Genomic DNA, 24475 nt, shown 5'->3' with positions numbered 1-24475 from the left:
TGTCACATTTGATGCGGTTCTTAGACGGATACTGGCAGATTAAACTGTGCAAAATAATTGGCGGCGAAGTACTGCCAACCCAAATAAAAACTCTCGTATCTAACCAGCTGACAAATTGTGGTAAAGAATAGCTGCAAACTCAGGGCTAGCGTAGATTCGGTGGTTAACGAATATCTGGAGACTGACCTTGATTGATACAAAGTGTCGAATTTTGGCAAAGTGGATGATGGCGCTTGCACCCGTCACAGCAAAAGCTTTGCTTTCAGCGTGCATAGTGGCCTTTGTGTCATTGCAGCATGTTTACGCTGAAGACGAAGTGCAATCAGAAGCCGAAAGTCCGGCCGAGGAACACACCATTTCGCCGTTGAGCGACGAAGTTGAAGATTTAAAAAAAGCGGCATTAGAGTTAAATCGTGATCTCCTCATATTAGAAGAAGAATTGCTTTTTCCGGCAAACACGCAAATCGTTGTGTTTGTCTCTATGGATGTGGGGAAGTTTTTTGAGTTGGATGCAATAAAGCTCTCCATTGACGACAAAATGGTTGCCAGCCATTTATATACCCACAGACAAAACGATGCACTTGCCCGTGGTGGTGTGCAAAGGCTCTATATGGGCAACCTTAAAGCCGGTGAGCATGAGCTGACAGCAATTTTCACCGGTATGGGCCCAGACAACCGCGAATACAAACGGGGAGCAACAATGCTGCTCGAAAAAGACGGCGACCCCAAAATGGTCGAGATACAAATTCGCGATTCAGAAAAGACTATGCAACCGGAGTTCAGCTTTAAAGAATGGGAGCTGTAATACCTAAATGGTGTCGCTGGTCGTTTGTAGCTGCTGTTCTTTTCTCCAGTACTAACCTCGCCGCCAAAGACGAACCCCTCACCTCCGTAGCCGATTTGCGCTACGGCGTTGCCCTGTACGAGTACTATCAGGAAGAGTACATGGCTGCGCTGGCCGAATTAATGGTGGCCAAAGAGCGGGGCGGAATTAACGGGCATGGTGACAATCCGGAAATCATGGAGGGCGGTTTCGCTGTCGGTTATGGCATGGAGCGTCATGCGTCCGATATATTCCTGCGCTTGTTAGAGGCAAATCGTCCGCAACATGTTCGTGACGCGGCCTGGTTTTTCCTGGCTAAGCTGAGATACATCCGCAATGATTTTGACGGCGCCAAAGAGGCGTTGAAAAATGTTCGTCCTTTCCCCAGTAAAAAAATGCGCGGCGATGTTTTCGCCTTAAAAATCAATCTGGCAATCCAGCAGGGCAAATTAAAACTGGCAGAAAGATATCTGGAGAAGCGAGACCCCGGTGTTGGTTGGCAGCCGTATATGTACTACAACCTGGGTGCTGCCTGGGCCAGAGAAGGAAATTACACCAAAGCCATTTATTATTTCGATGAAATTGGCAAAAGCCGTTTTATTGATGAAGAGCACGTTGCTTTATTTGATCAGGCGATGACGGCGGCGGGTTATGCGCATTTATTACTTGAAGAATACCCGCAGGCAATCGAAAAATTTAAAAAAGTGCGTTTGAATTCCGATACATCCAACCGAGCACTATTAGGGTACGGTTGGGCTTCTGACCGACTGGGTAATCACAATGATGCTCTGGATGCCTGGACACACTTAAGTAATAGTAATTTGTTGGATGCCAGCAACCAGGAAGCGGTTGTCGCTGTGCCTTTTGCCTACGAACGGCTCGGTGCTGAAACCCTCGCATTGAGAAGTTTTAAAGAAGCTGAGCAAAAGCTTCTTGCAGAGATCGACAGCCTCGACAAAATCATTGTCGATATGCAAAACGATAAGTTAATCGATGTGCTGCGAATAAAACGAAGTCACGGTTTGGACTGGTTGCGTTACGCGGAAGAAAATGATCTGGCCCCTCAACTCAGTTACCTCGTGCAATTATTTTCGCGTGATGAGTTTCAAAGCAGTGTGCTGGAATTGCGCGATTTGCTCGCCATTAAAGAAGATATGCAGTTATGGAAAAGCAAACTTAATTTTTATATGGCAATGGTAAATTCCCGTGAGTTCGAACGAGCCAAAAGGGCGGAAGCATTAGCCGAAAACGATCTGTTTGGTGAGATTGGCAAGTTAGTCAAACAGCGTTCGGAACTAACCAGAAAAATTGAAACGACAGCCGCAGAAAAAGACTATTTTGCCCTGGCATCAGGTAACGAAGCTGAATTGATTGAACGTATTAAGCGTGTACAAAGAAATATTGAACTGCTTCGTGAAACAGACCCGTTTATTGATGAGTATGACGAAGCTGCGCGACGTTACTACGGTATTTTATTGTGGGAATCCAGTGAGAAATTTTCTGATCGAATGTGGCGTGTTGTGAAAACCCTCAGCTCGTTGGACGAAACCATTCGCGACGTCAGAAAAAAACATAAAGATGTTGAAGCAATTCTTGCCGAAGCTGAGGATCTGGAACCCTATAAAGTTACTATTCAACAGCTGCAAAGCAAAATCGATCACGCACTTGTGCAAGTAGACATGGTGCTGGAGAAAAATAAAGCCAGTATTCGTTACCAGATTGTTGAGATCCTCAATATTCAGCGAGGACGTTTGACTCACTACCTTGCTCAAAGCCGTTTGGCGATGGCGCGTATTCTGGACAGGGCAACCCGTGGTGAAGGGCGCAGAGATATTGAAGCCTATGAAAGTACACTGACCGCGCCTGGTGATAACCCCGGTGATAACGGTGATGGGCAACCGGTTGCGGCAGAGAAAAAAGCGCCGAAAAAATCTATCCAAACAGAAACAGAAACAGAAACAGAAACAGAAACGCCGGAGGTGAATCCATGATTCGCTGCCTGGTGGTGATCATATGTGTTTTATCAATTAGCGCCTGTTCGTCATTTGGCGGAGGTAAAAACCGCACGTTGACATTAAGTGATCTGCCCAAGGCCTATTTGCCGGAAGAGCCTATGCCGGTAGAAAAAACCTCCATTGATATTATTGAAGACCATTACCGTTCTGCGCTGGAAATCGCTGTTGACCCCGGTGTACGCCATCGCGTGCTCATCCGTTTGGCCGACCTGGAACTGGTTCGTTCACAAGAAAAACAGCTGGATACTACAGAGCAACAAGCGTATTACGAAGATAGTATTGCCATGTTTCAGGAGCTTTTGGTACTGAACGCAGCAAGGCAGGGTGAACCGGATACGCCAACCAACGAACGTCTGCTCTATCAGCTTTCCAAGGCATACGCGCTCGATGGGCGAATGGAAGAATCCAATCAGGTACTGGCGCAACTCATTGAACAATTCCCTGATTCGCAATTTGCTGCCGAAGTGGAATTCCGTCGTGGGGAGTTAGCATTCAGTAACCGCGACTATAAAGCCGCAGAAGACTTATACGGCCAGGTGATGTTGGAAGGTGACGGCACCCCCTTCTATGACAACGCCGTCTATATGCATGGTTGGTCTCAATTTAAACGTGGTCGTTATCGCGCCTCGTTAAAATCGTTTACCGAAGTACTGGACCGCGTATTAATCGAAGGTAAATCTTTTGATGATTTAAGGAATAGCCAAAAAAATATGGTCAATGACACCCTGCGTGTGTTGAGTCTGGCCTTCTCGTATATTGACGGGGCAGAAACCATTACCGAGATTTATCAAAAGTGGGGTCAGCGCCATTATCAACATATGTTGTATATGAATCTTGGTGATTTGTACTTGGAGAAAAAACGTTATAGAGACAGTGCGGATACCTACCGCCACTACGTGAAACATTTCCCGGAAACCGACTGGGCCCCGCAATTTAGTGAAAAAGCGATCAAAGTGTATATTGCGGGGGATTTCCCAAGCCTGGTTTTACCGGCAAAAGAAGAGTTTGTTCGCAACTATGGCTTTTACAGTGAATTCTGGCGGGTACGGGACGAAGTCGCACAAAATAAATTACGGCCGCAACTTCATACCTATATCGATGAATTAGCCAGTTATTACCATGCGCAAGGTATCGCCCTGAAAGAAGCCGGGGAAGTCTTTAATAAAAACCCCAAGGCAAAAAACAAAGACAAGCCTGAGCCTTACGAACCACAATTCGTTAAGGCTGCCGATCTTTATCAGGAATTCATTCATACTTTCCCGCAAGACAGCAAAACGCCAGAGTTTGCCTATTTAATGGGGGAGGCGCATTTCGAAGCGAGAAATTATCCGAAGGCGGTCGAAGCCTACGAAATGGTTGCTTATCAATATCTGGATAAAAAGCGCGGGCCAGATGCCGGTTATAACGCGTTAGTGACAATGCAGATCCTGATCGACCAAACCCAGGCTCCGGAGTTGCTGGAACAAAATCAGATCTGGAAAAATAAGAAAATCGATTCGGCCATCAGCTATGCGGATTATTATCCAACAGATAAACGTGCCGCACCTGTGCTAACCAAAGCTGCTCAGGAAATATTTGAGAGTGGCAACTATATGAGATCAATAGAGGTTGCGACTCGAATTGTCGAATGGCAGCCGCCGGTAGAAAAATCACTGCAAAAAACAGCGTGGCTGGTTATTGCGCATAGTCAGTTTGATATGGCGCAGTATGCCGAAGCTGAATGGGCTTATCGACAACTGTTATCGCTTTTGCCGGCTAACGATCAAGAGCGTCATCAAGTCATCGAGCGTATCGCCGCATGTATGTACCGCATAGCAGAGTTTCAAGTGGCAGAAGGAAACCTCGCAGGAGCCGTCGATAAATTACTGGGTATTCGGGAAATTGCTCCAGCCAGCGACATCGCCATCAGTGCCCAGTACGATGCGGCTAATCATTTAATGACCTTGAAAGACTGGAATGCTGCGGAACAGGTTATTCTGGATTTCCGCCGACGTTATCCTACGCATGAACTGGTAAAAACCTTACCGCCCAAGCTGGCAGTTATCTATCAGGAATCCGAACAGTGGGGCAAGGCGGCTAACGTTCTGGCAGATATGTCGAAAAATGACAGTGATCCCGATGTTCGTCGACAGTCTTTATATCTGTCCGCTGAGCTATACGAAAAAATTGGTAAAAAAGACGAAGCCATTACTCACTATAAACAATACGCCAATACCTACCCGCTACCGTTTGCCATTGCAACCGAAGCGCGTTTTCACTTGGTGGAATTGTATGAGCAAACCAATCAGGACGGTAAACGTGATTTCTGGTTGAAAAAACTCATTAGTGAACATGCTGCTGCCGGCGGTAATGCGACAGACCGTTCAAAATATCTGGCTGCGTTTGCTTCGGCAAAATTTGCGAAAGATGAATACCTCGCCTTTGAACGTATTAAATTGAGTCTGCCAATCAAGAAAAGTTTGAACCGGAAAAAAGCGGCGCTGGATAAAACCTTAAAAGCCTATAGAAAGGTGCTTGCTTACGGTGTGGCTGAATTTGCCACGGAAGCCAATTACCGTATTGGAATGGTCTACGCGCAATTAAGTAAAGACTTAATGAATTCCCAGCGCCCCAAAGGTTTGGATGTTCTCGCGCTTGAGCAATACGAAATTCTCTTGGAAGAACAGGCTTATCCATTTGAAGAAAAAGCCATTGATATTCATGCTGCCAACTCGGAGCGGGCCTGGAAAGGTATATACGACAACTGGGTGAAAGAAAGCTTTGAAACCCTGGCTAAACTGTTGCCGGCACGCTACGGCAAAAAAGAAAAACGCCTGGAGGTGAGTGATGGTATTTACTAAACCCGAAATCCTCTCTCGTTGTAAGCACTACCGGTGCAATAGAGTTATTTTACTAGCGGTTCTATTCTTAGCCGCTTGTCAAAGCTCGCCGCCAAAAGATACCGAAAAGGACAAAACAACGGAACCTGATCAGGCTCAGGTTGAAGCACCCATTGAACGAATTCCCAATCCCTATGAGCAAGCACCGAAACCGGAAGTGGCTTCAGAAGCAAAATCCGAATACGCCAAAATAAAAGAGGCGATGGAGAAAAAACAATGGGAGAAAGCCGAAGGTTTGTTGAGCTTGATGGTAGAAACCTACCCTAATTTATCTGGCCCGTATGTCAATCTTGGAATTGTGCAGCGGGAGTTGAACAAACTTGAGGACGCGGAGCAGGCTTTTAAATACGCGATTGAAGTCAATGTGAATAACATGGATGCATACAGTCAGCTGGGCCTGTTATACCGGGAACAAGGCAAATTTGTTGAAGCAGAGGCAACCTATAAAAAAGCCTTGGAAGTGTGGCCCCACAATAAAGATGTCCATGTGGCCATTGGTATCTTGTACGACATGTATATGGGGCAATTTGACAATGCCATGGAGCATTATCAAATGGCTCAGAAAATATCCCCCGAACCAGATAGAAAACTGAAAGGCTGGATTGTCGACCTTGAACGACGCATGAAAGAAATCGCAGCCAAACAAGCGCCGGCTGAACCATCAGCGGAGGAGAAGCAGCAATGAAATTAAGTGTAATACTACTCTTTACTATGCTAGCTTCGTTTCAGGTAAGTGCCGCAGATGATTCCGATGTGGTCGAAATGGGCGCGACGGTGAAAGGCAACCAGGAACAGCCGAAAGTGTTTTATATTGTGCCCTGGAAACCGGCAAAAGATCATACAATTCTTTATCAACCGCTCACCAGTAAACTGGAAGTGATATTTCCTCACGTCGAGCGCAGAGAACATCGTCGTCAGGTCGAATTTCTGGATGACCTGACGCACAATAGTCAAAATTTAAATTAAAAAGCAAAACTGTTGGAGGCATTGCTTTATGAACACAATCATTACTTTTTTCCAATCCGGTGGTGCGTTTATGTACCCGATTGCAGTGGTATTAGTGTTGGGCCTGGCCCTGGCTATTGAGCGTTGGGTTTTTCTCACTGCTGCCAAGAGTACCAATCGCAGAGCATTTGACAGAATGTTGCCGTTGCTCAAGAAAAAAGATTATGCCGGCGTGGTTGATCTGGCGCGTGCATCTAAAGCACCTGTTGGCCGAATCGTGGCTTCAGGTATTGCGCGTATGCAACAAACGCCGCGCCGTGAAGATATTGAGCTGGCGATGGAAGAAGGTGTAATGGAAGTGGTTCCACGTTTGGAAAAACGCACACCTTACTTAGCGACATTAGCCAACATCGCTACACTACTCGGACTTTTAGGTACCATCATGGGTCTGATTGCAGCCTTTACTGCGGTGGCAAATGCTGAGCCTGCAGAGAAAGCCACACTGCTATCACAAAGTATTTCTGTGGCGATGAACACCACTGCATTTGGATTGATCTCTGCAATTCCTTTGTTACTGCTTCACGCCATGCTGCAAAGTAAAACCACAGAAATTGTGGACAGCTTGGAAATGGCCGGTGTGAAGTGCTTAAACATTATGTCGAATTCCAATGCTTTTGTCGGAAAAACAAGAGCGACAGACGCGAAGTAGAGTTAATCAATTCACCAATTAATAAACGGCTACCGCTATGCGACATAGACGATTCAGACAACAGGAAGCGGATCTCGACATCACGTCTTTCATGAACTTGATGATCATTTTGGTACCTGTGCTGCTTATGAGTATGGTGTTTTCACACATCACTGTACTGGATTTAAAGCTGCCAGACCTTGCCTCCAACTCGGGACCAAATAAGGATCCAAAAAATGAGTTGCTTGAATTGGTTATCGAACCAAATGAGTTGGTGATTAATTACCCCGCCGGAGCACCACTAAAACGTATTCCCTTGAAAGAGAATGACGACACTGGTGCTCAGGAATACGATTTTAAAACCCTCTCCGTTGTATTACAGGAAGTAAAACGATTACTGAGAGAAAAAGGTATTGATAAAAAAGATATCTTAATTCTTTCCCAACAGGACACGGATTATCAAACTATTGTAAGAGCAATGGATACGGTACGAAGTTTTAAAGCTGTCGTAGCCGCATCGGTTGTGGATGCGGAATTGTTTCCCCAGGTTTCTCTTGGGGATGCACCACCGCCGGTCCAAGGTACCTCCACAGTGGGAGGTAAACAATGAAGCAGTCAATACATGCCAAACGCATGGCGAGGCATCACAAGCGTCTGGCCGGCCAGCCAAAATTGAACCTTGTATCATTGATGGATATTTTTACCATTCTGGTTTTTTTCCTTTTGGTAAATTCTTCTGATGTTGAAGTGCTACAAAGCAATAAAGATATTCAATTACCTCAATCAGTCGCTGAGAAAAAACCCGACAATGCACTTGTTGTCATGGTAAGCGATACAGATATTCTGGTTGGTGGCCGAAAAGTTGCAGACGTGGCCGCAGTAACACGAAGTGTGGACCTCGAGATAACAGGTTTAAAGCGAGAGCTGGATTACCTGGCCGCGAGAAAACCATTTCAAAACGAAGAAGAGGCAAAAAAAGGGCGTGACGTCACCATCATGGGAGATAAAGCTCTGCCTTATAAATTATTGAAAAAAATAATGACCACCTGCGCAAAATCTGAATATCGCAATATTTCGCTTGCCGTAAGTCAGGTTGCGGACGACAGTTCGGCAGGTGCCACAGACGGTGCGGAGGGTTAACATGGCGGTGATAATCTCTGCTCCCAATTTGCAGTTGCCCTGGAGTTCGACGTTAGAGGACGATCGTCGGCTATACAGAATTATTCTTTTTCTGCTCATACCATTTTTTCTTTTTAGTGTGGCGATCCCGTTGGTAAACGTACCTGAACCGGATCGAAAGGAGCTGGAAAAATTACCCCCGCAGCTAGCGAAGGTGGTATTGGAAAAACAAGAACTACCCAAACCTCCTCCGCCGAAACCCAAACCTAAAAAAGAAGAAAAGAAAAAAGAAGAGAAAAAACCGGAAGAGCCGAAAAAGGAAGAAAAGAAACCCGAAGCCAAGCCCGAACCCAAACCGGAACCCGAGCCCGCTAAGCTCGTTGAGCAGGCGCGTGAGGTGGCGGCGGCAGAAATTAATCAATTTGCCGATGCCTTAATGGATATGCGGGACGACTTTGATTTGTCCGAAGTGAATGCCGATGAGCTAACGCAGGGAACGGGGGAAGCGGCAGAGTTGGATCGTGCCATTATTTCAAGTCAGGCAAAAGCCGGCAGTGGTGGCATTAATACACAAAACCTCAGTCGAGACACCGGCGGTGTTGCGCTATCCGGTAAAGAGTCTACACGGGTTAAAAGCAAAATCGCCAGCACGTCGAGTGGTAGTGGCAATAAAGCGGGCGGTAAAAAAGGCACTGGCGGCGATGGAGCCTCGCGTAGCGAAGAAGAAATCAGAAAAACTATGGATCGGCATAAGAGCTCTGTTTTTGCTATCTATAACCGTGCGCTGCGTAGTGATCCGACCCTGGAAGGTAAGGTCGTTATTGAGATTGTAATCGAACCAAGCGGTCAGGTTTCATCCGCTAAAATTTTATCCAGTGATTTAAATTCCCCTGATTTGGAAAATAAAATTCTGGCTAGAATTAAGTTGATTAACTTTGGTGCCAAAGCCGTTGGACGTAAAACTCTGAATTATACATACGACTTCCTGCCGTACTAATCTGCCACAGGCTTTTATGTTTTAACTTAAACCCCACTTAAAACAGGTGGGGTTTTTATTGCCCGGTTAAAATAAAACGAGAACAGTGGCCTGGAACTTAAAAAAGAGACTGGGTTGTAAAAGAAGGGATGAATAATTTTTTGATAGGAAAATAACAAGGCTTCCGCTCTCCAGGCGGAGGGGGGAAGCCTAAACAGAGCTTATGGACGAGGAACGTTAATGGTAATGGTTCGATCTTGATAGGCGCGAATAAAACCACTTTCAAATTCACGGGAAGGGTCACCGTCTTCCATACGGGAAAGGGTTAACTTAATGGTGCAGTCCTGGTCTGCGGTAATCCCGTCACGCGCATTTTGCAATAAATCGGCAACTGTTGTGGAATAAGCGCCGTTATCCTGCAATATCGAAGAATACTCGGTAGAACTTTGTGTATTACCAGAACAATCCGGAGTGTATTTTAAGGTGACGTAACTGCTAATTCCGGCGGTTGACCAGGTAATGTCAATGGCTTCGTCTTCAGCAAAAGCCTGGCCATTGGTTGGTAGAACAAAATTAGCGGGCTCAGGCAGGTCAACATAAGAATGGGCATCATCTTCGATATAACGGTAGAGAGATACTCTGACATTGGTGCCGCTTTCATCTGAATCGAAGTGGTTTTTGTAAATAAAATTGCCGTCTTCGTCTCGTGTTTCCTTAAGCTCTTTTTCCTGGCCATTCATTTCGGCTTCGAAGTTATCGAAGTCAGCCAGTTCAAGGTAGAGATTATTGTCTTTCAGGTAGGCTTCAAAATAGGTTTTGCCATCACCGGGCGAAGTAAGGGTGATTTCTGCCCGGATCCAACGCGTGTCTACGTCGTGACTGTTGGTATCGTTATTACAGGCGGTCAAGCCGACTAGGCAGGAAGCGGCGAGGGGCGCGATCAATGCGCTTTTTATGACTTGTTTCATAATGTCACTCGTTAGTGTGCAATTAGTAGATGCCGGGAATTCTAGCTCGGCCAGTCGAGTGGGGCTAGGGTGCGAATGTTAGCAAATGTGATCGGAATGTAACCGTTCAGGTGAGTATCGAGGTCAATAGCGAAAAAGAAGCAGGGCTATCGCCACAGCCAAAGGCTGTGGCGTGGGAGTTTTAACTGGAAACAAAGAAGAAATTGATGATCTCAACCGGGTTATTGGGGTCCTGAGCAATGCACACCATCTGTTTTTCATTGGTGGATTGCACGTTGACATCTACCGCGCAGGCCAAATTACCGGTGGCCGTCTCAGTTGTTAGCGTGCCGGTAATAAAACCATTAGGTAAGTCAGTGGTCGGCATATCCAATGATATCTGATAGATAACGGCCCCAGAATTGGATAGCGTGGCTATATTGGACTGCTTACGAATCGAACATTCCCCTTCACTGCAGGTGGTGGAAATAGTTGAAGTGGCGCTGACACCGGTTTCAGATGACTCATACATCAGGCCAACATAGCTTTCATTCAGTTCAGCAGCAGTAGCGATATTATCTGACGCAAACGTCAGCAGTATGCGGTCAGCAGTTTCACTATCATATTTTTCGTGTAACAAGGCAGTGCTGTTTGGGGCAAAGAAATGGGAATTGTCATCGTTAAAGGCAATGCCGTTAGCGCATTCCGCACCGGAAATCGTTTCAGTTCCGGTCACTTCATTTAGCCCGAGGGAGCGTCGTTCAGTAAGCTCTACACTGTTGTTGTCCGACTTGAAGTTGTACAAACCGAAATAGGCCTGGCTGGTATCTGTGGCGTCGGCGGTAGAGGTACTGTGCAGAGTCATCCAGCCGCTGCTGAAGTTACCAGAAGGGCAGTCTCCCTGGCGGATAAAGGCCAGAATCTGGGTTTTCTGAGTCGAGGTTGCGTCTTTTTCAAATGGCATAAGAAATACCATCTGGTTTTCTGCAGAGATAATGCCGGCAATGGTATCGTTTTCGTCAACATCATTGGTGCCGGCAACTTCATCTACATTAAAGCGGGTAAAACCGCTACTCAGGTCGTCGTAGGTGCCGGTAATCGTGATTTCGATATTACCGTCGATATCCGAATACTTTCTCAGGCGAAAATCATTGATTTGAGAATCGTCGGTGGTCGTTTTGTTATCTTTGTTGGAGTCGTTGATGACCAAGCTCCAGCGTGTTCCTGCGGCATAGAAGGAGGGGTCACTGGCATCCAGGTTGGTATCCAGGTTGCTGTAGCCGCGCTTACAACCTGTGGACATTGCCAGGGTGGAAGCGGCTGCGAGGGCTAAGCCAAATTTATAAAGTTTCATTGTGGGTATCGCTATTCATTATTAGTAAAGAACCGAGATAAACAGCCGGATAACCGTTGCATCGAATTGATACATCGACTCTTGCCCAACAGCGGCAACAGCGGGTCGACCTGGCAGGTTCATACTCTCACGCGCGTCTCGAAAGTTATCATATTCAAATGACATTGTGTCGACAAATAAGTTTACCGAGGCTTTGTCTACAAATTGTAACCACCCGGCCTTGATAACGTAACTGCCGCCAACGCCCATTGAAGTACTGGTGTAGGTACTTAACTCTTTGTCCCGTGCCATAAAGGTGTATTCGTCCCGCTCATTGAACAAGTCCGAATAAAAGTTTGCCTGGGTCTGAGAGTAGTTCCGGTATTTGGCTTCGATAGTCCACTGGTCGCCGATGGGGTGAATGTAGCGCAGCTCATAATTGTCTGCTTCAATGCCCCAGCTATCGCTGAATACACGGTACTCCAATCGCACAGCTGCACGGTAAGGCAGGTAGTACATGGAGCGGATGGCAAAGGCATCACTGTTACGTGTAAACGGGTATTTTTCCCGCTGGCTTAAACGTGAACCGGTTGCTGCATCGTAGAACATTGCGCTGCGATAGGGGTTGGCCAGCGCACTGTACTCAGAGTCAAATTCGGGGGTGGCTTCGTCGACCACCGTCTCTGCATTGAGTGAGATAATCCAGTTCTTGGTTAAAATCTGTGACAGACCAATACCGTAGCGTTGATGATTCACCGGGTCGGCCAGCTGCTCTTCGGAGGGTAAATCGTTATCCGCGTTGCTCATCACCGTATCGTTGCCCTGTGAATAGTTCAGTGACAGGGTGGTGAGGTCGCCAAAAAAATCCTGGCTGAGTGCAAAGCCAACGGTCTCCGCGTCGTAATCATTTTCGCTACTGTTGGTGTAGCTCAGGCTAAGGGTGGTTTTATCGTAGAGATAGTCCACGCCTAATGAAAACTCCGTTCTATCCTCGCTGTAACCTTGGGTACTGCCGCCGGTTTCCACGTCGATCGAAGCGTTGGTCACCATATCCGCGTAATAGTTGCCCCAAACGGAAACGGTTTCGGCAAATTGCTTACGCATTAAAATAGAAGGGCCGTTAATTTCTGCACCACCGCCATCATAGGCGTGATAGAGCACATCTACCCGGTCTTCGGGTAATACCGCCGCCTGGCATAGGGCGGCAGCGAACAGGCTGGCCAGCAGGGTTGCCGCAGTGAGTAATTTCTTAGTTACAACCACAGCCGCCTCCCGCACTGCCTTCCGCTCCCCTTCCCGCTTCACGGGCTTCATAAACGTGATTGATATAGCGGGTGGAGGTTGGGTGACTTTCAAAAGACATAATTGGGTCTGCCAGGTTTTCCCTTTCATAAGGTTTTACCCAGGGTTTGATGGTGCAAGCGCTAAGCACACACAAGCACGCACACAGAACCAAAGTTTTAATGCATTTTATTTGCATGAACGAATTAAACCTTTTATGCGTTTAACGTATTCTTTTTCGTCTCCAGCTTTATAGCCACGATGCAAGTAACTCATATTGCCATCGCAATCGACTAGTATGGTGCTGGGCATAGCATCAACTTTATATTGCTCGCTTACTTTACTGGTGGTGTCGTACAGTACAGGAAAGCTTACAGGAATTTCTTTTAATAGTTTGTCGGCCTCTTTGGAGTCGGCTTCCACATTAATGCCGAGTAAAGTAAACCCTGCGGTTGAATAACGTTGATAAATTTTGTCCAACAACGGCATTTCCTGACGACATGGACCACACCAGGATGCCCAGAAATTCAACATTACCACCTGACCGCGTAAATCGCTAAGGCGAACATTTTTTCCTTGATTGGATTTCAAAATAAAATCATGAGCTTTACCAGAAAGCTCTTTCGCATGGGTAACAGGGCTGATCGATAAAACCAGGGCAGCGACAGTCGCTGAAAAAAATTGAGTTACTGCTTTATTCATTGAGTTTGCTCCGTTATTTCCACCAATGTTGATTCAGGTTTAAAAATAAAAACTTAAGCCGACATGGTGTTCTAGGTTTTGTATTGATTTGTCATCCCCAAAAATATTGTGCGTAAATAAATGGTTTCTGGCATCCATATGAAAAGCAATCCAGTCCGTGATTAGCATTCTGAAACCACCGCCGAAGTTATAAGTAAAAAATTTGTCGTTAGCAAACTCGGTACTGCCAACGCCGGCAATTAAATAAAAACTGGTGTTAAAAGAATGATTTTTACCGAGGAATATTTCACCGGGAAACAGGTTGACCCCTAAAGAGATGTTGTAATACTCCAGATCTCTGTTTTCGTCAGAAAGCAGGTTGCTCCCGGTAAGTTGTTCAAAACTGGTTTCACTCACGGTGCTTTGCCCATAGGCACCTTCTAAAAACCAGTCCTCGGAAATATGGTACGCCAGACGAACACCGTATGAATCGTTTGAACCGAAATCCTCGACACTCATTACCCCGGCGTAAAATCCGATTTCAAAATTTTCTACATCTATCTGATCTTCTTTTATTCTGCGGCGCTCAATACCTGGTTCGACAACCTCGTCTAATACCGTTAAGTCATCGTTTTCCCGTATTGGTGCCTGTTCTGCTGCTTGAGCAGTCAGTGAAATACTGAATAACAGCCCTAAAAGAATATGCTGAAACCGGCTTTCCATTCATCAACCTCTTCGTTGGAATCTCGCGTTGTGAGAATTGTGTAATCGTTGTATTCGACTTTCCATAAGAACTGTCGAGAGGCGTAAAAAATCAGGCCACCACCAACAACCATATAACTGTCCTGCCGGTCTTCCACGGTTTCCAGGGAGGAACTGGGAGAAATGGTAATTTCGCCTGCGCCCAATAAAAAGTAGGGTGAGAACCGCCATTGTGGAAATGTCTGATGACGGAGATTTACGCCGTATAATTCGTTGGTGGCCACAGCACTGAATGTTTGTGTGTATTTCAGTTCGGCGGCAATGTTATGGGTCAGCTGATAACCGATATAGGCGGTCAGGGAACTGGCTCCGGAGAAATCACCGGCCATCACGCCAAACTCTCTGGGCTGGTTAACGTGTTCCTGCCAGCCCGGGCGGGAGAAATCAATTTCGTTACCATCCGGCCCAAGTGTGTTAATTAATTGATCACGCTTAACGTAACCTTCCTTGCCGTCATTGGTCTTAACTTTGTACCAGTCTGTATAACGCTTATACAGAATCAAGGTGTCTGTTTTTTCTACCACATGAAACACGGGGTAGCCTCGGCCAGGCCCGGTTCGCATTTCCACAAATGGGTCAGTCACCGTAACTTCAACACCGCTTTTACGCGCATGTGTTGCACTGGCAAAAAAAAGGCTGGCAATAATTAGCCCTAGAAGCAAAATCTTTTTATAGATAATTTTCAAAACGTGTTCACCAAGTACCTAATAGTGGTGTTTATTTTAATTATCGGGGGCGGCAAATGGGTTGTTGTAGTATTGCCCACCAACATCCAGCCACTCAGAAATTAATTTCAGTTCTGCCGGGTTTAAGTAGCCTTCGTGGCTGCCAAAGGTATCAAATAACGCAAAGAAGCGTTGGCTGGCGTTGGCACCATTTGGGCTTAAAACCTGGGGTGGTGCGGGTACGTCAACCAAAATGGGGATTGGATTACCGTCAGCATCCAAACGCAGTACCGGGTTGCCATTGGCATCCAGCACCGGGTCACCATTCGCGTCTAACTCTACTTCAAACTGGGGAACGCCGTCGACGACTTCTTGAACTTGTTCATTGATTAAATTGCCGGTTACCGGGTCAATAATCTGATTCACATCGCGAAATAAAAGCTCAGCGTAGGATGTGACGTAATCGTTGCGATCCACCGAGGTTTCGCCGGTGAGTTCCACTTGCCCGGCCGGAATCATTGTTTGCAACATGGCGTCGGTGCGCGAATGACAGCTGATGCAAGTTCTGTCTTCCAGCAATACTGCTGGATCAGCGGGGTCAAAAACACGTCTGTCCTGTTCCCAAATGGGTTGGATATGCGCCGCATAATTAATCACGATACGACATAGGCCATCCCAGTTGGTAATGCAGTCTGATCGAGTGAGAGGCGGTATGCCTGATAACAAATCCAGATAACTGTATGTAAATGAATCCGCTTTGGTTTGTATGGTGGGGTTGGTCCAGTCGTCGACAAACTGGATATCCACGGAAGGAATACGCACACCATTCACTCGTGCGTAGTATTCGGCCATGGTTTCACCAATAACCGGCGGCCCATATGGGTTGTTGTCCGCATCAAACAGGCGAGTGTTGGGGAACGGACTTTGGCTTAATGCACCGGGGTTAATCGACGGTGCTTCCGCATCGATTCTGCCATGTGGTTGAGTGCTGTCCTCCTGGTGACAACCATTACACTGGCGAACTTCCCCGGCTCTTACTGAGAGCCAATTACGGTGACGGGGGTAACGGTCATCTTCAATACGTCTGCCGTTGCCATCAAGAATTGAAATCGAAAAGGCCACATCTGCAGGCACGGCAAACATAGCGGAACCATCGGGTTCGATAGGTACATAGCCGAGGATATCTTTCATCTGACGACCGGCCCGGCCAAATGCGCTTGGATCAAAATCCTTCACGTCCTGATCCGGCATGGAAACCGCTTTAACAATGCGAATAAATTGCGCGGGTCGCTCTGACGGATGAAGACGGGTTGGGTCAGCTGTGGCAGCCAGTCCGGCGGGGGAAGTGTCCACACCATCAATGTCGTAAACACTACGAATGTGCACCACACCGAGATTGCCATTAAACAATGACTGGTCAACATCCACACCGGGAATTGGATCAGGAACGTAATTGGGGATGGGCTTGTCTTCCAGCACTATCGCTTCGGTGAACATGTGATCCCGCTCGGCGAGCACGACAGGTGTGACCAGTCTGTCGCTTGGGCTGTATATCCAAAGCCCATATCGCACTGGAGACTGCTTGATGTTCGCTACCTGAATATTGTCGTCTGTGCAGGGGAATGAAGATAACTCGCTATCTGCCACCACTTCTGGGGTGGTGACCGCATTGCCTCGGCCGTCCACGAACTCACCATCTTCATTGATGAGTTCGTTATCTTCTGTCACGTAGACATTAATGCCGATACCTTCCACCAAACAGTTACTCCAGCTCACCAGATAGCGGCCTGAAGAATCATTCAACGGATAAGCCGAGCTAAAACGTCCGTGGGGAGACAGGCTACCGTTGTCGGTGTATGTAACACCGGTAGTCAGTGATGTTTGAGCCGGTTCGGACAAATCACCATTTACATAGGTGGCTTGGGTATTATCGAAATAATTTTCTACGTCGATTACCAATATATCGCCACCCAAATGTTGCGATTGACGGGGGCGACCGATCACCATAATTCTTCCGTCGGCAAGTTCTCTGGGTTGGGAGAAAACGATCGGTTTGATTAGTTCGTTATTCGGGTTGTCGTCATTATCCAGCCCTGTACCGCTATTCTGACTGTGAAAACCGTATAACAGTGTTGGGTTGCTGCCGTTGGGGTTGGCTTTATACAAACTGATACTGCCAGCGTTATTCGCCGGTGCATCTGGGTCAGCAGGGTCAAAGTCGGCAGCATTTTGTAAACCGTAGGCATCCCAGCGCAAAAACAAAATTTCGCCACTATCCAGCACTGTGGGTTGCAGGTCATGACTCTGGTTGTAACTGATTTGGGTTATCTTGCTTCCGTCTTCTTCCAGCACATGTAACAGGTACGCACCTTCGGCGTTGTCCATGTTCCCTTCGGCCAGTGCCGGAAATTGTGGCTTGTTTTCGTCGAGTAAAATTGCTTTCGAGCGGGTTTGGCGGTTCGAAGAAAATACAATTCGGCCATCGGGTAAATAATGGGGTGCAACGTCGTGGCCTTCCTCCGCAACTAAATTAGAGGAAATAACACGGCGCAGTATTTCTGTTTCCCTGTCGTATTCCCAAATATTCCAGGTGGGTTGATCTTCCGGTTCGGCATCGGGAATTTCCGGTGCACGCATGGCAAAAACCAGTTTTAAACCGTCACTGGAAGTTTCCAAGTCTTTGACATCGTATAGGGGAACTTCGCCGACAATATTTCCATTTTCATCCAGTTCGGCAAAGGCCTTATCGGTGACCACAAACTCTGCTGCCGGGACTGAGGCCCGGTCTTTCATAATCAGTTTTGCGCCAGGTTTAAATGCAGAGGGTGAAATAATATCGTCGACAATCATATCCCCGTTTTCATCGCGAGGAATCGGACGGGAGATATATGCAATAGGTAAATCGACCGCAACAGGGTCGGGGTCCTGAGAGCCGCCACCACCGCCATTACTGACATCACACGCACTTAACACCAAGGCGCTGGTTAATGCGATGCATAGCGGGTTGCCAATATAGGCATTAATTTTTTTTAGTAAAGGCGTAGGTAAATTCATACTTACAGTCCGTAAAAATTTTTATCATGGGCGCGGCGGATCATTTTTATCGTGTTTTTTGGTCGACCCGTTTTTCGAGTTTCACCATTAACGCAAGATTCATGCGTTTTTAAAACAAAACGAAAATAAATTATTTTTTTTGTGCGCGAGTTCAACTTTTTCAGGGCGTCTTGCGAGTGCTCTGGTGAATAATTTCAGTTCTAAAATGTTTTTGGTACAAAAAACACGCATAAAAATACAGTCTTTTTATCTTTTGTTGGTTTTTTTTACAGTCACTAATATTTGCGCAATTTGTACCCTTCATCATTTGCATTTTAACGCCCGTCAGTTGGGGGCATGACATTTCAGCAAAAGCTGAGACATTACGCGCTAGCTTCCAATGAGTAAGCACAGCACTCAAAACCCAGAGCAGTTTTTTTATGAGCTGGTTCTCATTTTGAATAAATTGACGGAATAGTGGCTTATTTTTTCGCGTGTTGGGAACAAATTCTGCCTGTTTTTTTCGCACAAATAAAATAAATACTTGATGCCTTAGCGAAACCTGCTGATTTAAGGATCAAATTCGAGCGTTGAAGTGACAATTTTGGGCCGGGGCTCAGAGCGTGTGACAAAAATTGTTTTTTCTAGCGTTAAGCTTCCAGGTGTGGGTATTCCACCTGCTTTAACAAAGGGTGATGTTGATAATGAAATTTCGATACACAGGCCAAGCCGGATCTATCCGCTGGCTATCTGGATTCCTATTCGGGGTGGTACTGGCTGCTGCTATACCCTCCCATGCGGGGCCACTCGAACAGGCAAAGCGTATTCATGATCGTTTAGCGGGTGTACCACCGACAGAAGCCGACTTAGTTGCAATGCGTGATTTAATTGCAGCCGATAATCGAACCGGTGCCGCCGCAATCGCATTGGAAAATGACGCTTTCTACAATGTTACGCTCAAAAACTGGGCCGCTCCCTGGACCAACGAAGAGCAAGATGTCTTTGTTCCATTGAATGACTACATCGCAACTGTAGTGGGTGTTGTTCGTGATGAAGTGGATTTTCGACAAATACTCTATTCCGACATTATCTATACCGCGAATTCTTCTCTGGGGTTGCCTGCCTATTCCAACAGCAACAATAACCACTACGAAGCATTGGAGTCTGGTGGTTACAGCTTAAAAGATAATTTAGTTCAGCGAGCCCAGTCTTCCGTTACAGGTTTGCCCGCTGACGCCACCGCTGGTGTGGTAACCAGCCGTGCCTCTGCCAGGGCATTCTTTAAAGCGGGCACCAATAGAGCCATGTTCCGTTTTACCTTAATGAACCACCTGTGCATGGACCTCGAGCAGGTACACGACACATCGCGCATTCCCGATCGCATTCGTCAGGATGTTTCCCGCAGTCCAGGTGGTGACTCCCGAGTCTTTCTTAACAGTTGCATGGGCTGTCATGCTGGCATGGACCCATTAACCCAGGCTTTTGCTTACTATGACTATGCCTATGATATGGACGCAGATCCCACAGGAGAAAACGGGGCGATCAGCTACAACACATCGGGTATGACCGACCCGGAGACCGGTACCCGGGTGAAAGCCAAATACCTCATTAATGCCACCACCTTCCCTCAAGGGTATATCACTCCCAACGACAGCTGGGATAACTACTGGCGAAAAGGCATCAACGCCAACCTGGGGTGGGATATGACCTTGACGGGTTCTGGTGAGGGCGCGCGAAGCATGCTTCAGGAGCTGGCGCACAGCGAAGCGTTTGCCCAGTGCCAGGTGAAAAAAGTATTTAAGGCGGTATGTTTACGTGACCCCGGAAATGCTGCAGACAGAGGACAGGTTACAACCATGGTGAACAATCTGACTTCAGGTGGTTACAACATCAAAAACACCTTTGCTGAAGCAGCGGTCTATTGCGCGGGAGAATAATAATGATCAAATTACTAGCTAACAGGCTCCCGCTTTGGACTTTGGTCGGAGCATCCGTCTGGCTTGCCGGTTGTAGTGGCGGCAGCGGCCAGGAAAACGAAAAACTAGTCAACAGGGAAGATCCGGACGATACCGGCGGTGCCATTGTGTATCGCGGAGAAAATCCGGCCAAAACCGACGATGTATTAAATTTCCAACAAAACCTATGGCAAAACCTGGCGGGCGAAGACCGTTGTGGTTCCTGTCATATTGAAGGCGGGCAATCCCCTCAATTTGTTCGTCGTGACGATATTAACCTGGCTTACCAGGCGGCGATTGATATTGCCGACCTGCTTTCTCCTGCGCAGTCGCGCATGGTGATTAAAGTTGCAGAAGGCCACAACTGCTGGGTTGCGGACTCCACCGCCTGTGGTGACATTATCACCCGTTACATCAGTGCCTGGGCCGGTGAATCCGGTAAGGTGCCCGCCGAGTTTCAGCGCATAGACCCAGAACCCAAAAGCGTCGGTTCCAGTCGCAGCTTCCCTGCCTCCTCCGGTGATTTTGCCGCAACGGTATACCCCGTGGTGCGTGAGTACTGCAGCAGTTGTCACTCGGAAGATTCCGCTCAGCGTCAACAGCCTTACTTCGCCAGTTCGGATGTGGATGTGGCATACGAAGTGGCCAAAAGCCGAATAAATCTGGACGACCCCGGCAGTTCCCGTTTTGTTGTGCGCTTGCGTAGCGAATCCCACAACTGCTGGAGCGGCAACTGTATGAGTGATGCTAACCAGATGGAAGCCGCCATTGCAGCATTTGCCAGTCGAGTACCTACGTCTGCAGTTGACCCGGATCTATTGGTAAGTCATGCCCTGGTTCTGGCGGCGGATGGTCAGCCGTTGGATACCGGCGAGCGAGTGGAAACCGACGTGATTGCGCTGTACGAGTTTAAGTCCAGCAATACCGAAACGGCCTTCGATACCAGCGGTATAAACCCGGCGATGAACCTGCAGTTACTGGGTGGTGTTCAGCGTGTGGGTGGTCGCGGTATTCGTATTGAAGCGGGCTCGGTAGCCAAATCCGATACCCAATCCAGTACCAAGTTGTTTAACCACCTAACAGCGACGGGCGAGTTTTCCGTCGAAACCTGGGTGGTGCCCAGCAACGTTACCCAGGACGGTCCGGCCAGAATTGTGACCTATTCCGGTGGTGCTGAAACCCGTAACTTTACCTTGGGGCAAACCCTGTACAACTACAACTTCCTCACTCGCAATTCCGAGTCTGATGCCAATGGTATGCCCATGTTGTCGACCCCGGATGCCGATGAAGTTTTGCAGGCCACCCTGCAGCACGTAGTTGCTACTTATGATTTGATTGACGGTCGTAAGATTTATGTAAATGGCCAGCTAGTCGCTTCCGACTTGTTAACCGGTACCAATATCAATGATTGGGATCGATCTTTTGCCCTGGTATTAGGGGGCGAGTCTGGAGCCAGTGAAGGCGGGTGGTTGGGTGCGATTCGCTTCCTGGCTGTTCACGAGCGTGCGTTAACCGAGGAGCAAATACTGACTAACTACGAGGCGGGAGTGGGTGAGAAACTCCTTATGCGCTTTGGTATTCATCAAGACCCATTAAACGGGGCGATTCCGAATGCCTACATCGAGTTTGTGGTCGAGCAATACGATAGCTACTCCTACTTATTCAGCGAGCCTACTTTCTATATGGCATCCGGTGCGGACACCTTGGCCACAACGGATATCGTGATTGAAGGTTTGCGCATTGGGGTAAATGGTAAAGAAGCGCCTGTTGGTCAGGCATTTGCCAACATGTCCTTTACCGTGACCGCAGACAATTTCGACCCTAACGGTGTGCCTCTGTATACCTCGCCAACCGGTACCATTATTGAGTTGGAGTTAGGGCCGGAGCAGGACGAGTTCTTCCTGACCTTTGACCGCTTGATGACCCGCACCTACAACCGTCCGGCAGATCCCACCCCGGCAGCACCGGTTCCAGCGGACATTCCGGACCAAGCCCATATCGGCCTGCGTAACTTTGCGGAAATTAACGCGAGTATCTCTGCCATGACCACGGTACCTGCCACCACAACCAGTGTGGAAAGCATCTACAACGCAGTCCGCCAGCAGTTACCTATTGCGGAAGACATACGCGGCTTCCTGGCTGCACACCAATCCGGTGTGATGCAGTTGTCCGTCGCCTACTGTACCGCCCTGGTGAATGATACTACGCGCAGGGCCAGCTTCTTCCCTGGTTTGAATTTTGCGGCATCCCACGGTGTGGCCTTCCCGGATGAAGCAGGCAGAAGCCTGGTTGTTAACCCCTTGGTTGACGCCATGCTTGCCCATCAAATTGATGTTGGTGGAGGCACGATGGAATCCGTTGCAACACAACCGGCTAATGGTTTGTCCTCAGAACTGCACACGCTGATCAGCAGTATGTCCAGTGCCGACACGCCGACAACTGTCATTGCTGCCTGTACGGCAGCGATGGGCAGTGCAGCCATGTTAATTCAATAAAGGTAGGAACAATCCATGTCAAAACGTAAACCATTTTTTCATCCGGATGAGCCTTTATTGCATTCGGACCATCGACGTCCAAAAACCCGTCGAGAGTTTTTATCCCAGGGGTTCAGCGCCGGAATGGGAGCCGTGTATGGCACCTCCGTTATGGGGTCGCTATTGGCATCCCGAGTGGCCAATGCTCAAATTGCATACCCAACCGATTTACAAACCAGAATCAACGAATGTGGGATCCCGGAAGGTGCAGGCAAAATCCCATTCATCTGCTTCGATTTAGCCGGTGGTGCCAATATTGCCGGTTCTAATGTACTGGTGGGTGGCCCCGGCGGGCAAAAAGATTTTCTCAGCTCCGAGGGTTACGGAAAGCAGGGTTTGCCCCCGGCAATGGTGCCCGGCTTGGCGAATCCGGACTCCGCCAACAACGAGTTTTTCGACGAAACACTGGGTTTGGCATTTCATTCAGACAGCCAGTTTTTGCGCGGTATTCTGGAGCGAACCTCAGCGGCTACCCAGGCAGCTATTGACGGCGCAGTGTTCGCAGCACGTTCGGAAAACGATACTGGCAATAACCCTCACAACCCCATGTACGCCATTAATATTGCCGGTGCTAACGGTGAGTTGCTTGCCTTGATTGGTTCCCGTACCAGTGATTCCGGTGGTAACTCAATGGCTCCGGCGGACATGATTAACAGCGAAGTGCGGCCAACCAAAATTGACCGGCCTGCTGACGTAACCGGGTTAGTGAACGTCGGGGATTTTGGCAGTTTAACGCCAGCTCAGGTGGTCGACATCATGTTGTCCGTTGAGAAAATCAGTGGTCATAAAATGGATTTGGCTTCCATTACTACCGGCACCAGTGACGAGGCGCTAATCAAAGAAAAAGTGAAATGCGCTTATGTGAAAAGTGCCAAGCTTGCTGCCGATGTACCGGATTCGTCCAGCTTAAGCCCGGAATCCGACCCTGACATTGTGGGGGGAGCGAGCAGCATTTTTACCGCGGAAGAATTTAATAATGACCGCGAATTCCGAAAAACCGCTTCTGTGATGAAAATGGTTATCGACGGTAATGCCGGTGCGGGCACCATCGCCATGGGTGGTTACGATTACCATACCGGTGATCGTGCAACCGGTGAACTGCGAGATTTGCGTGCGGGTCGTTGCATGGGGGCGTGTCTGGAATATGCCGCTCGCCGTGGCAAGCCATTAATGCTGTATGTGTTCAGTGACGGTTCGGTATTCAGTAACGGCATGACAGACGAATCAGTAAATGGTCGTGGCAAAGGCGTGTGGACCGGTGACAACCAGCAAACCGCCGCATCGTTCTTTTTAGTGTATAACCCCGGTGGCCGCGCCACACTTATGCGCCCGGAAGATCGTCAAATCGGTTACATGCGTCGCAGCGGCGATGTGGAAACATCCTCCAGTCCGGTTGCCAATAATGTTAACCAACTCGTGCAAGCCGTCATGCTTAACTACATGGCGTTACATGGTGAACAAGCTCAGTTTGACTCTGTGTTGGCCAATCGTGGGTTAACTCACGGTTTGGGTAGCGTTGCCACCCGGGATTCACTCACCGCATTTACCCAGCTATCCTCCGTGCAAGGCGGAATAGTTGTCTCCACCTAAATACCATTTTTATTAGAAGTATTCGACTGAGCCCATTAAGCAATTAATGGGCTTTTTTTTGGTAAAGACAAAAACCTGCTTTTTAATCAAGATTAATTCTATCGGTGGCAAAAAATATATTGAATGAGAACCTTTCTCTTTTATGGTGTTTTTTATGTAGACAATAGTATGTATGTTTTCGCTTTTGGAATATTTTTTCTGTTTTTTTTATTAAAAAAATACAGTAGAGGTTCTACTGTATTTTAATTG

At 47.6% G+C, this 24475-nt stretch carries 20 protein-coding genes; 12 read left to right on the top strand and 8 right to left on the bottom strand.

Annotated features, from left to right (window positions below):
- Positions 1-187 precede the first annotated feature (187 nt).
- Genes P5V12_RS18645 through P5V12_RS18605 form a run of 9 tightly spaced genes read left to right on the top strand, consistent with a single transcriptional unit; the run spans position 188 to position 9466 of the window.
- A complete protein-coding gene (locus tag P5V12_RS18645; RefSeq protein ID WP_316954588.1) occupies positions 188-805 on the top strand; it encodes an AraC family transcriptional regulator in 618 nt (205 codons plus the stop codon).
- Positions 793-2814: a hypothetical protein gene (locus tag P5V12_RS18640; RefSeq protein ID WP_316954587.1), complete on the top strand. Its 2022-nt coding sequence runs from the start codon at positions 793-795 to the stop codon at positions 2812-2814. The genes P5V12_RS18645 and P5V12_RS18640 overlap by 13 nt, the downstream gene beginning before the upstream one ends.
- A complete protein-coding gene (locus tag P5V12_RS18635) occupies positions 2811-5678 on the top strand; it encodes a tetratricopeptide repeat protein (protein ID WP_316954586.1) in 2868 nt (955 codons plus the stop codon). Before P5V12_RS18640 ends, P5V12_RS18635 begins: the two co-directional genes overlap by 4 nt.
- Positions 5665-6402 (top strand): tetratricopeptide repeat protein, encoded by a 738-nt coding sequence (locus tag P5V12_RS18630; RefSeq protein WP_316954585.1) that lies wholly within the window; start codon positions 5665-5667, stop codon positions 6400-6402. The genes P5V12_RS18635 and P5V12_RS18630 overlap by 14 nt, the downstream gene beginning before the upstream one ends.
- A complete protein-coding gene (locus P5V12_RS18625) occupies positions 6399-6683 on the top strand; it encodes a hypothetical protein (protein WP_316954584.1) in 285 nt (94 codons plus the stop codon). The genes P5V12_RS18630 and P5V12_RS18625 overlap by 4 nt, the downstream gene beginning before the upstream one ends.
- Before the next feature lie 28 nt (positions 6684-6711).
- Positions 6712-7371 carry a MotA/TolQ/ExbB proton channel family protein gene (locus P5V12_RS18620; protein ID WP_316954583.1) on the top strand — a complete coding sequence of 220 codons (660 nt, stop codon included), beginning with the start codon at positions 6712-6714 and terminating at the stop codon, positions 7369-7371.
- A 37-nt stretch (positions 7372-7408) separates the two neighbouring features.
- Positions 7409-7960: an ExbD/TolR family protein gene (locus P5V12_RS18615; RefSeq protein ID WP_316954582.1), complete on the top strand. Its 552-nt coding sequence runs from the start codon at positions 7409-7411 to the stop codon at positions 7958-7960.
- Positions 7957-8490, top strand: coding sequence for a biopolymer transporter ExbD (locus P5V12_RS18610; protein ID WP_316954581.1), 534 nt, complete (start codon positions 7957-7959; stop codon positions 8488-8490). The genes P5V12_RS18615 and P5V12_RS18610 overlap by 4 nt, the downstream gene beginning before the upstream one ends.
- Before the next feature lies 1 nt (position 8491).
- Positions 8492-9466, top strand: coding sequence for an AgmX/PglI C-terminal domain-containing protein (locus P5V12_RS18605; RefSeq protein WP_316954580.1), 975 nt, complete (start codon positions 8492-8494; stop codon positions 9464-9466).
- A gap of 200 nt (positions 9467-9666) precedes the next feature.
- Here P5V12_RS18605 and P5V12_RS18600 read toward each other — a convergent pair whose 3' ends face one another.
- From P5V12_RS18600 to P5V12_RS18565, 8 genes are all read right to left on the bottom strand, one after another.
- A complete protein-coding gene (locus P5V12_RS18600) occupies positions 9667-10413 on the bottom strand; it encodes a hypothetical protein (protein ID WP_316954579.1) in 747 nt (248 codons plus the stop codon).
- Between the two features lie 181 nt (positions 10414-10594).
- Positions 10595-11746, bottom strand: coding sequence for a hypothetical protein (locus P5V12_RS18595; RefSeq protein WP_316954578.1), 1152 nt, complete (start codon positions 11744-11746; stop codon positions 10595-10597).
- 21 nt (positions 11747-11767) lie between these two features.
- Positions 11768-12988: a DUF3570 domain-containing protein gene (locus P5V12_RS18590; protein ID WP_316954577.1), complete on the bottom strand. Its 1221-nt coding sequence runs from the start codon at positions 12986-12988 to the stop codon at positions 11768-11770.
- On the bottom strand, positions 12975-13205 hold the full coding sequence (locus P5V12_RS18585; protein WP_316954576.1) for a DUF4266 domain-containing protein: 231 nt from the start codon (positions 13203-13205) through the stop codon (positions 12975-12977). The genes P5V12_RS18590 and P5V12_RS18585 overlap by 14 nt, the downstream gene beginning before the upstream one ends.
- Positions 13196-13708, bottom strand: a complete 513-nt coding sequence (locus P5V12_RS18580) for a TlpA disulfide reductase family protein (RefSeq protein WP_316954575.1) — start codon at positions 13706-13708, stop codon at positions 13196-13198. The genes P5V12_RS18585 and P5V12_RS18580 overlap by 10 nt, the downstream gene beginning before the upstream one ends.
- 39 nt (positions 13709-13747) lie before the next feature.
- A complete protein-coding gene (locus P5V12_RS18575; protein WP_316954574.1) occupies positions 13748-14410 on the bottom strand; it encodes an outer membrane beta-barrel domain-containing protein in 663 nt (220 codons plus the stop codon).
- A complete protein-coding gene (locus tag P5V12_RS18570; protein WP_316954573.1) occupies positions 14380-15135 on the bottom strand; it encodes an SH3 domain-containing protein in 756 nt (251 codons plus the stop codon). Before P5V12_RS18570 ends, P5V12_RS18575 begins: the two co-directional genes overlap by 31 nt.
- 36 nt (positions 15136-15171) lie before the next feature.
- The gene (locus P5V12_RS18565; RefSeq protein WP_316954572.1) at positions 15172-18168 is read right to left on the bottom strand and encodes a hypothetical protein; all 2997 of its coding nucleotides are present in this window, start codon (positions 18166-18168) and stop codon (positions 15172-15174) included.
- Between the two features lie 683 nt (positions 18169-18851).
- Between P5V12_RS18565 and P5V12_RS18560 the strand changes: the two genes are divergently transcribed.
- The 3 genes from P5V12_RS18560 to P5V12_RS18550 are packed head-to-tail and all read left to right on the top strand — an operon-like array spanning position 18852 to position 24226.
- Positions 18852-20084 (top strand): hypothetical protein, encoded by a 1233-nt coding sequence (locus P5V12_RS18560; RefSeq protein WP_316954571.1) that lies wholly within the window; start codon positions 18852-18854, stop codon positions 20082-20084.
- Between the two features lie 2 nt (positions 20085-20086).
- The gene (locus tag P5V12_RS18555; protein WP_316954570.1) at positions 20087-22597 is read left to right on the top strand and encodes a LamG domain-containing protein; all 2511 of its coding nucleotides are present in this window, start codon (positions 20087-20089) and stop codon (positions 22595-22597) included.
- A gap of 15 nt (positions 22598-22612) precedes the next feature.
- On the top strand, positions 22613-24226 hold the full coding sequence (locus P5V12_RS18550) for a hypothetical protein (protein ID WP_316954569.1): 1614 nt from the start codon (positions 22613-22615) through the stop codon (positions 24224-24226).
- Positions 24227-24475: the final 249 nt, after the last annotated feature.

Source organism: Teredinibacter sp. KSP-S5-2, assembly GCF_032773895.1.
GTDB lineage: Bacteria > Pseudomonadota > Gammaproteobacteria > Pseudomonadales > Cellvibrionaceae.
Note: the sequence above shows the minus strand (reverse complement) of the source record. Positions and strands in the feature narration are given on the sequence as shown.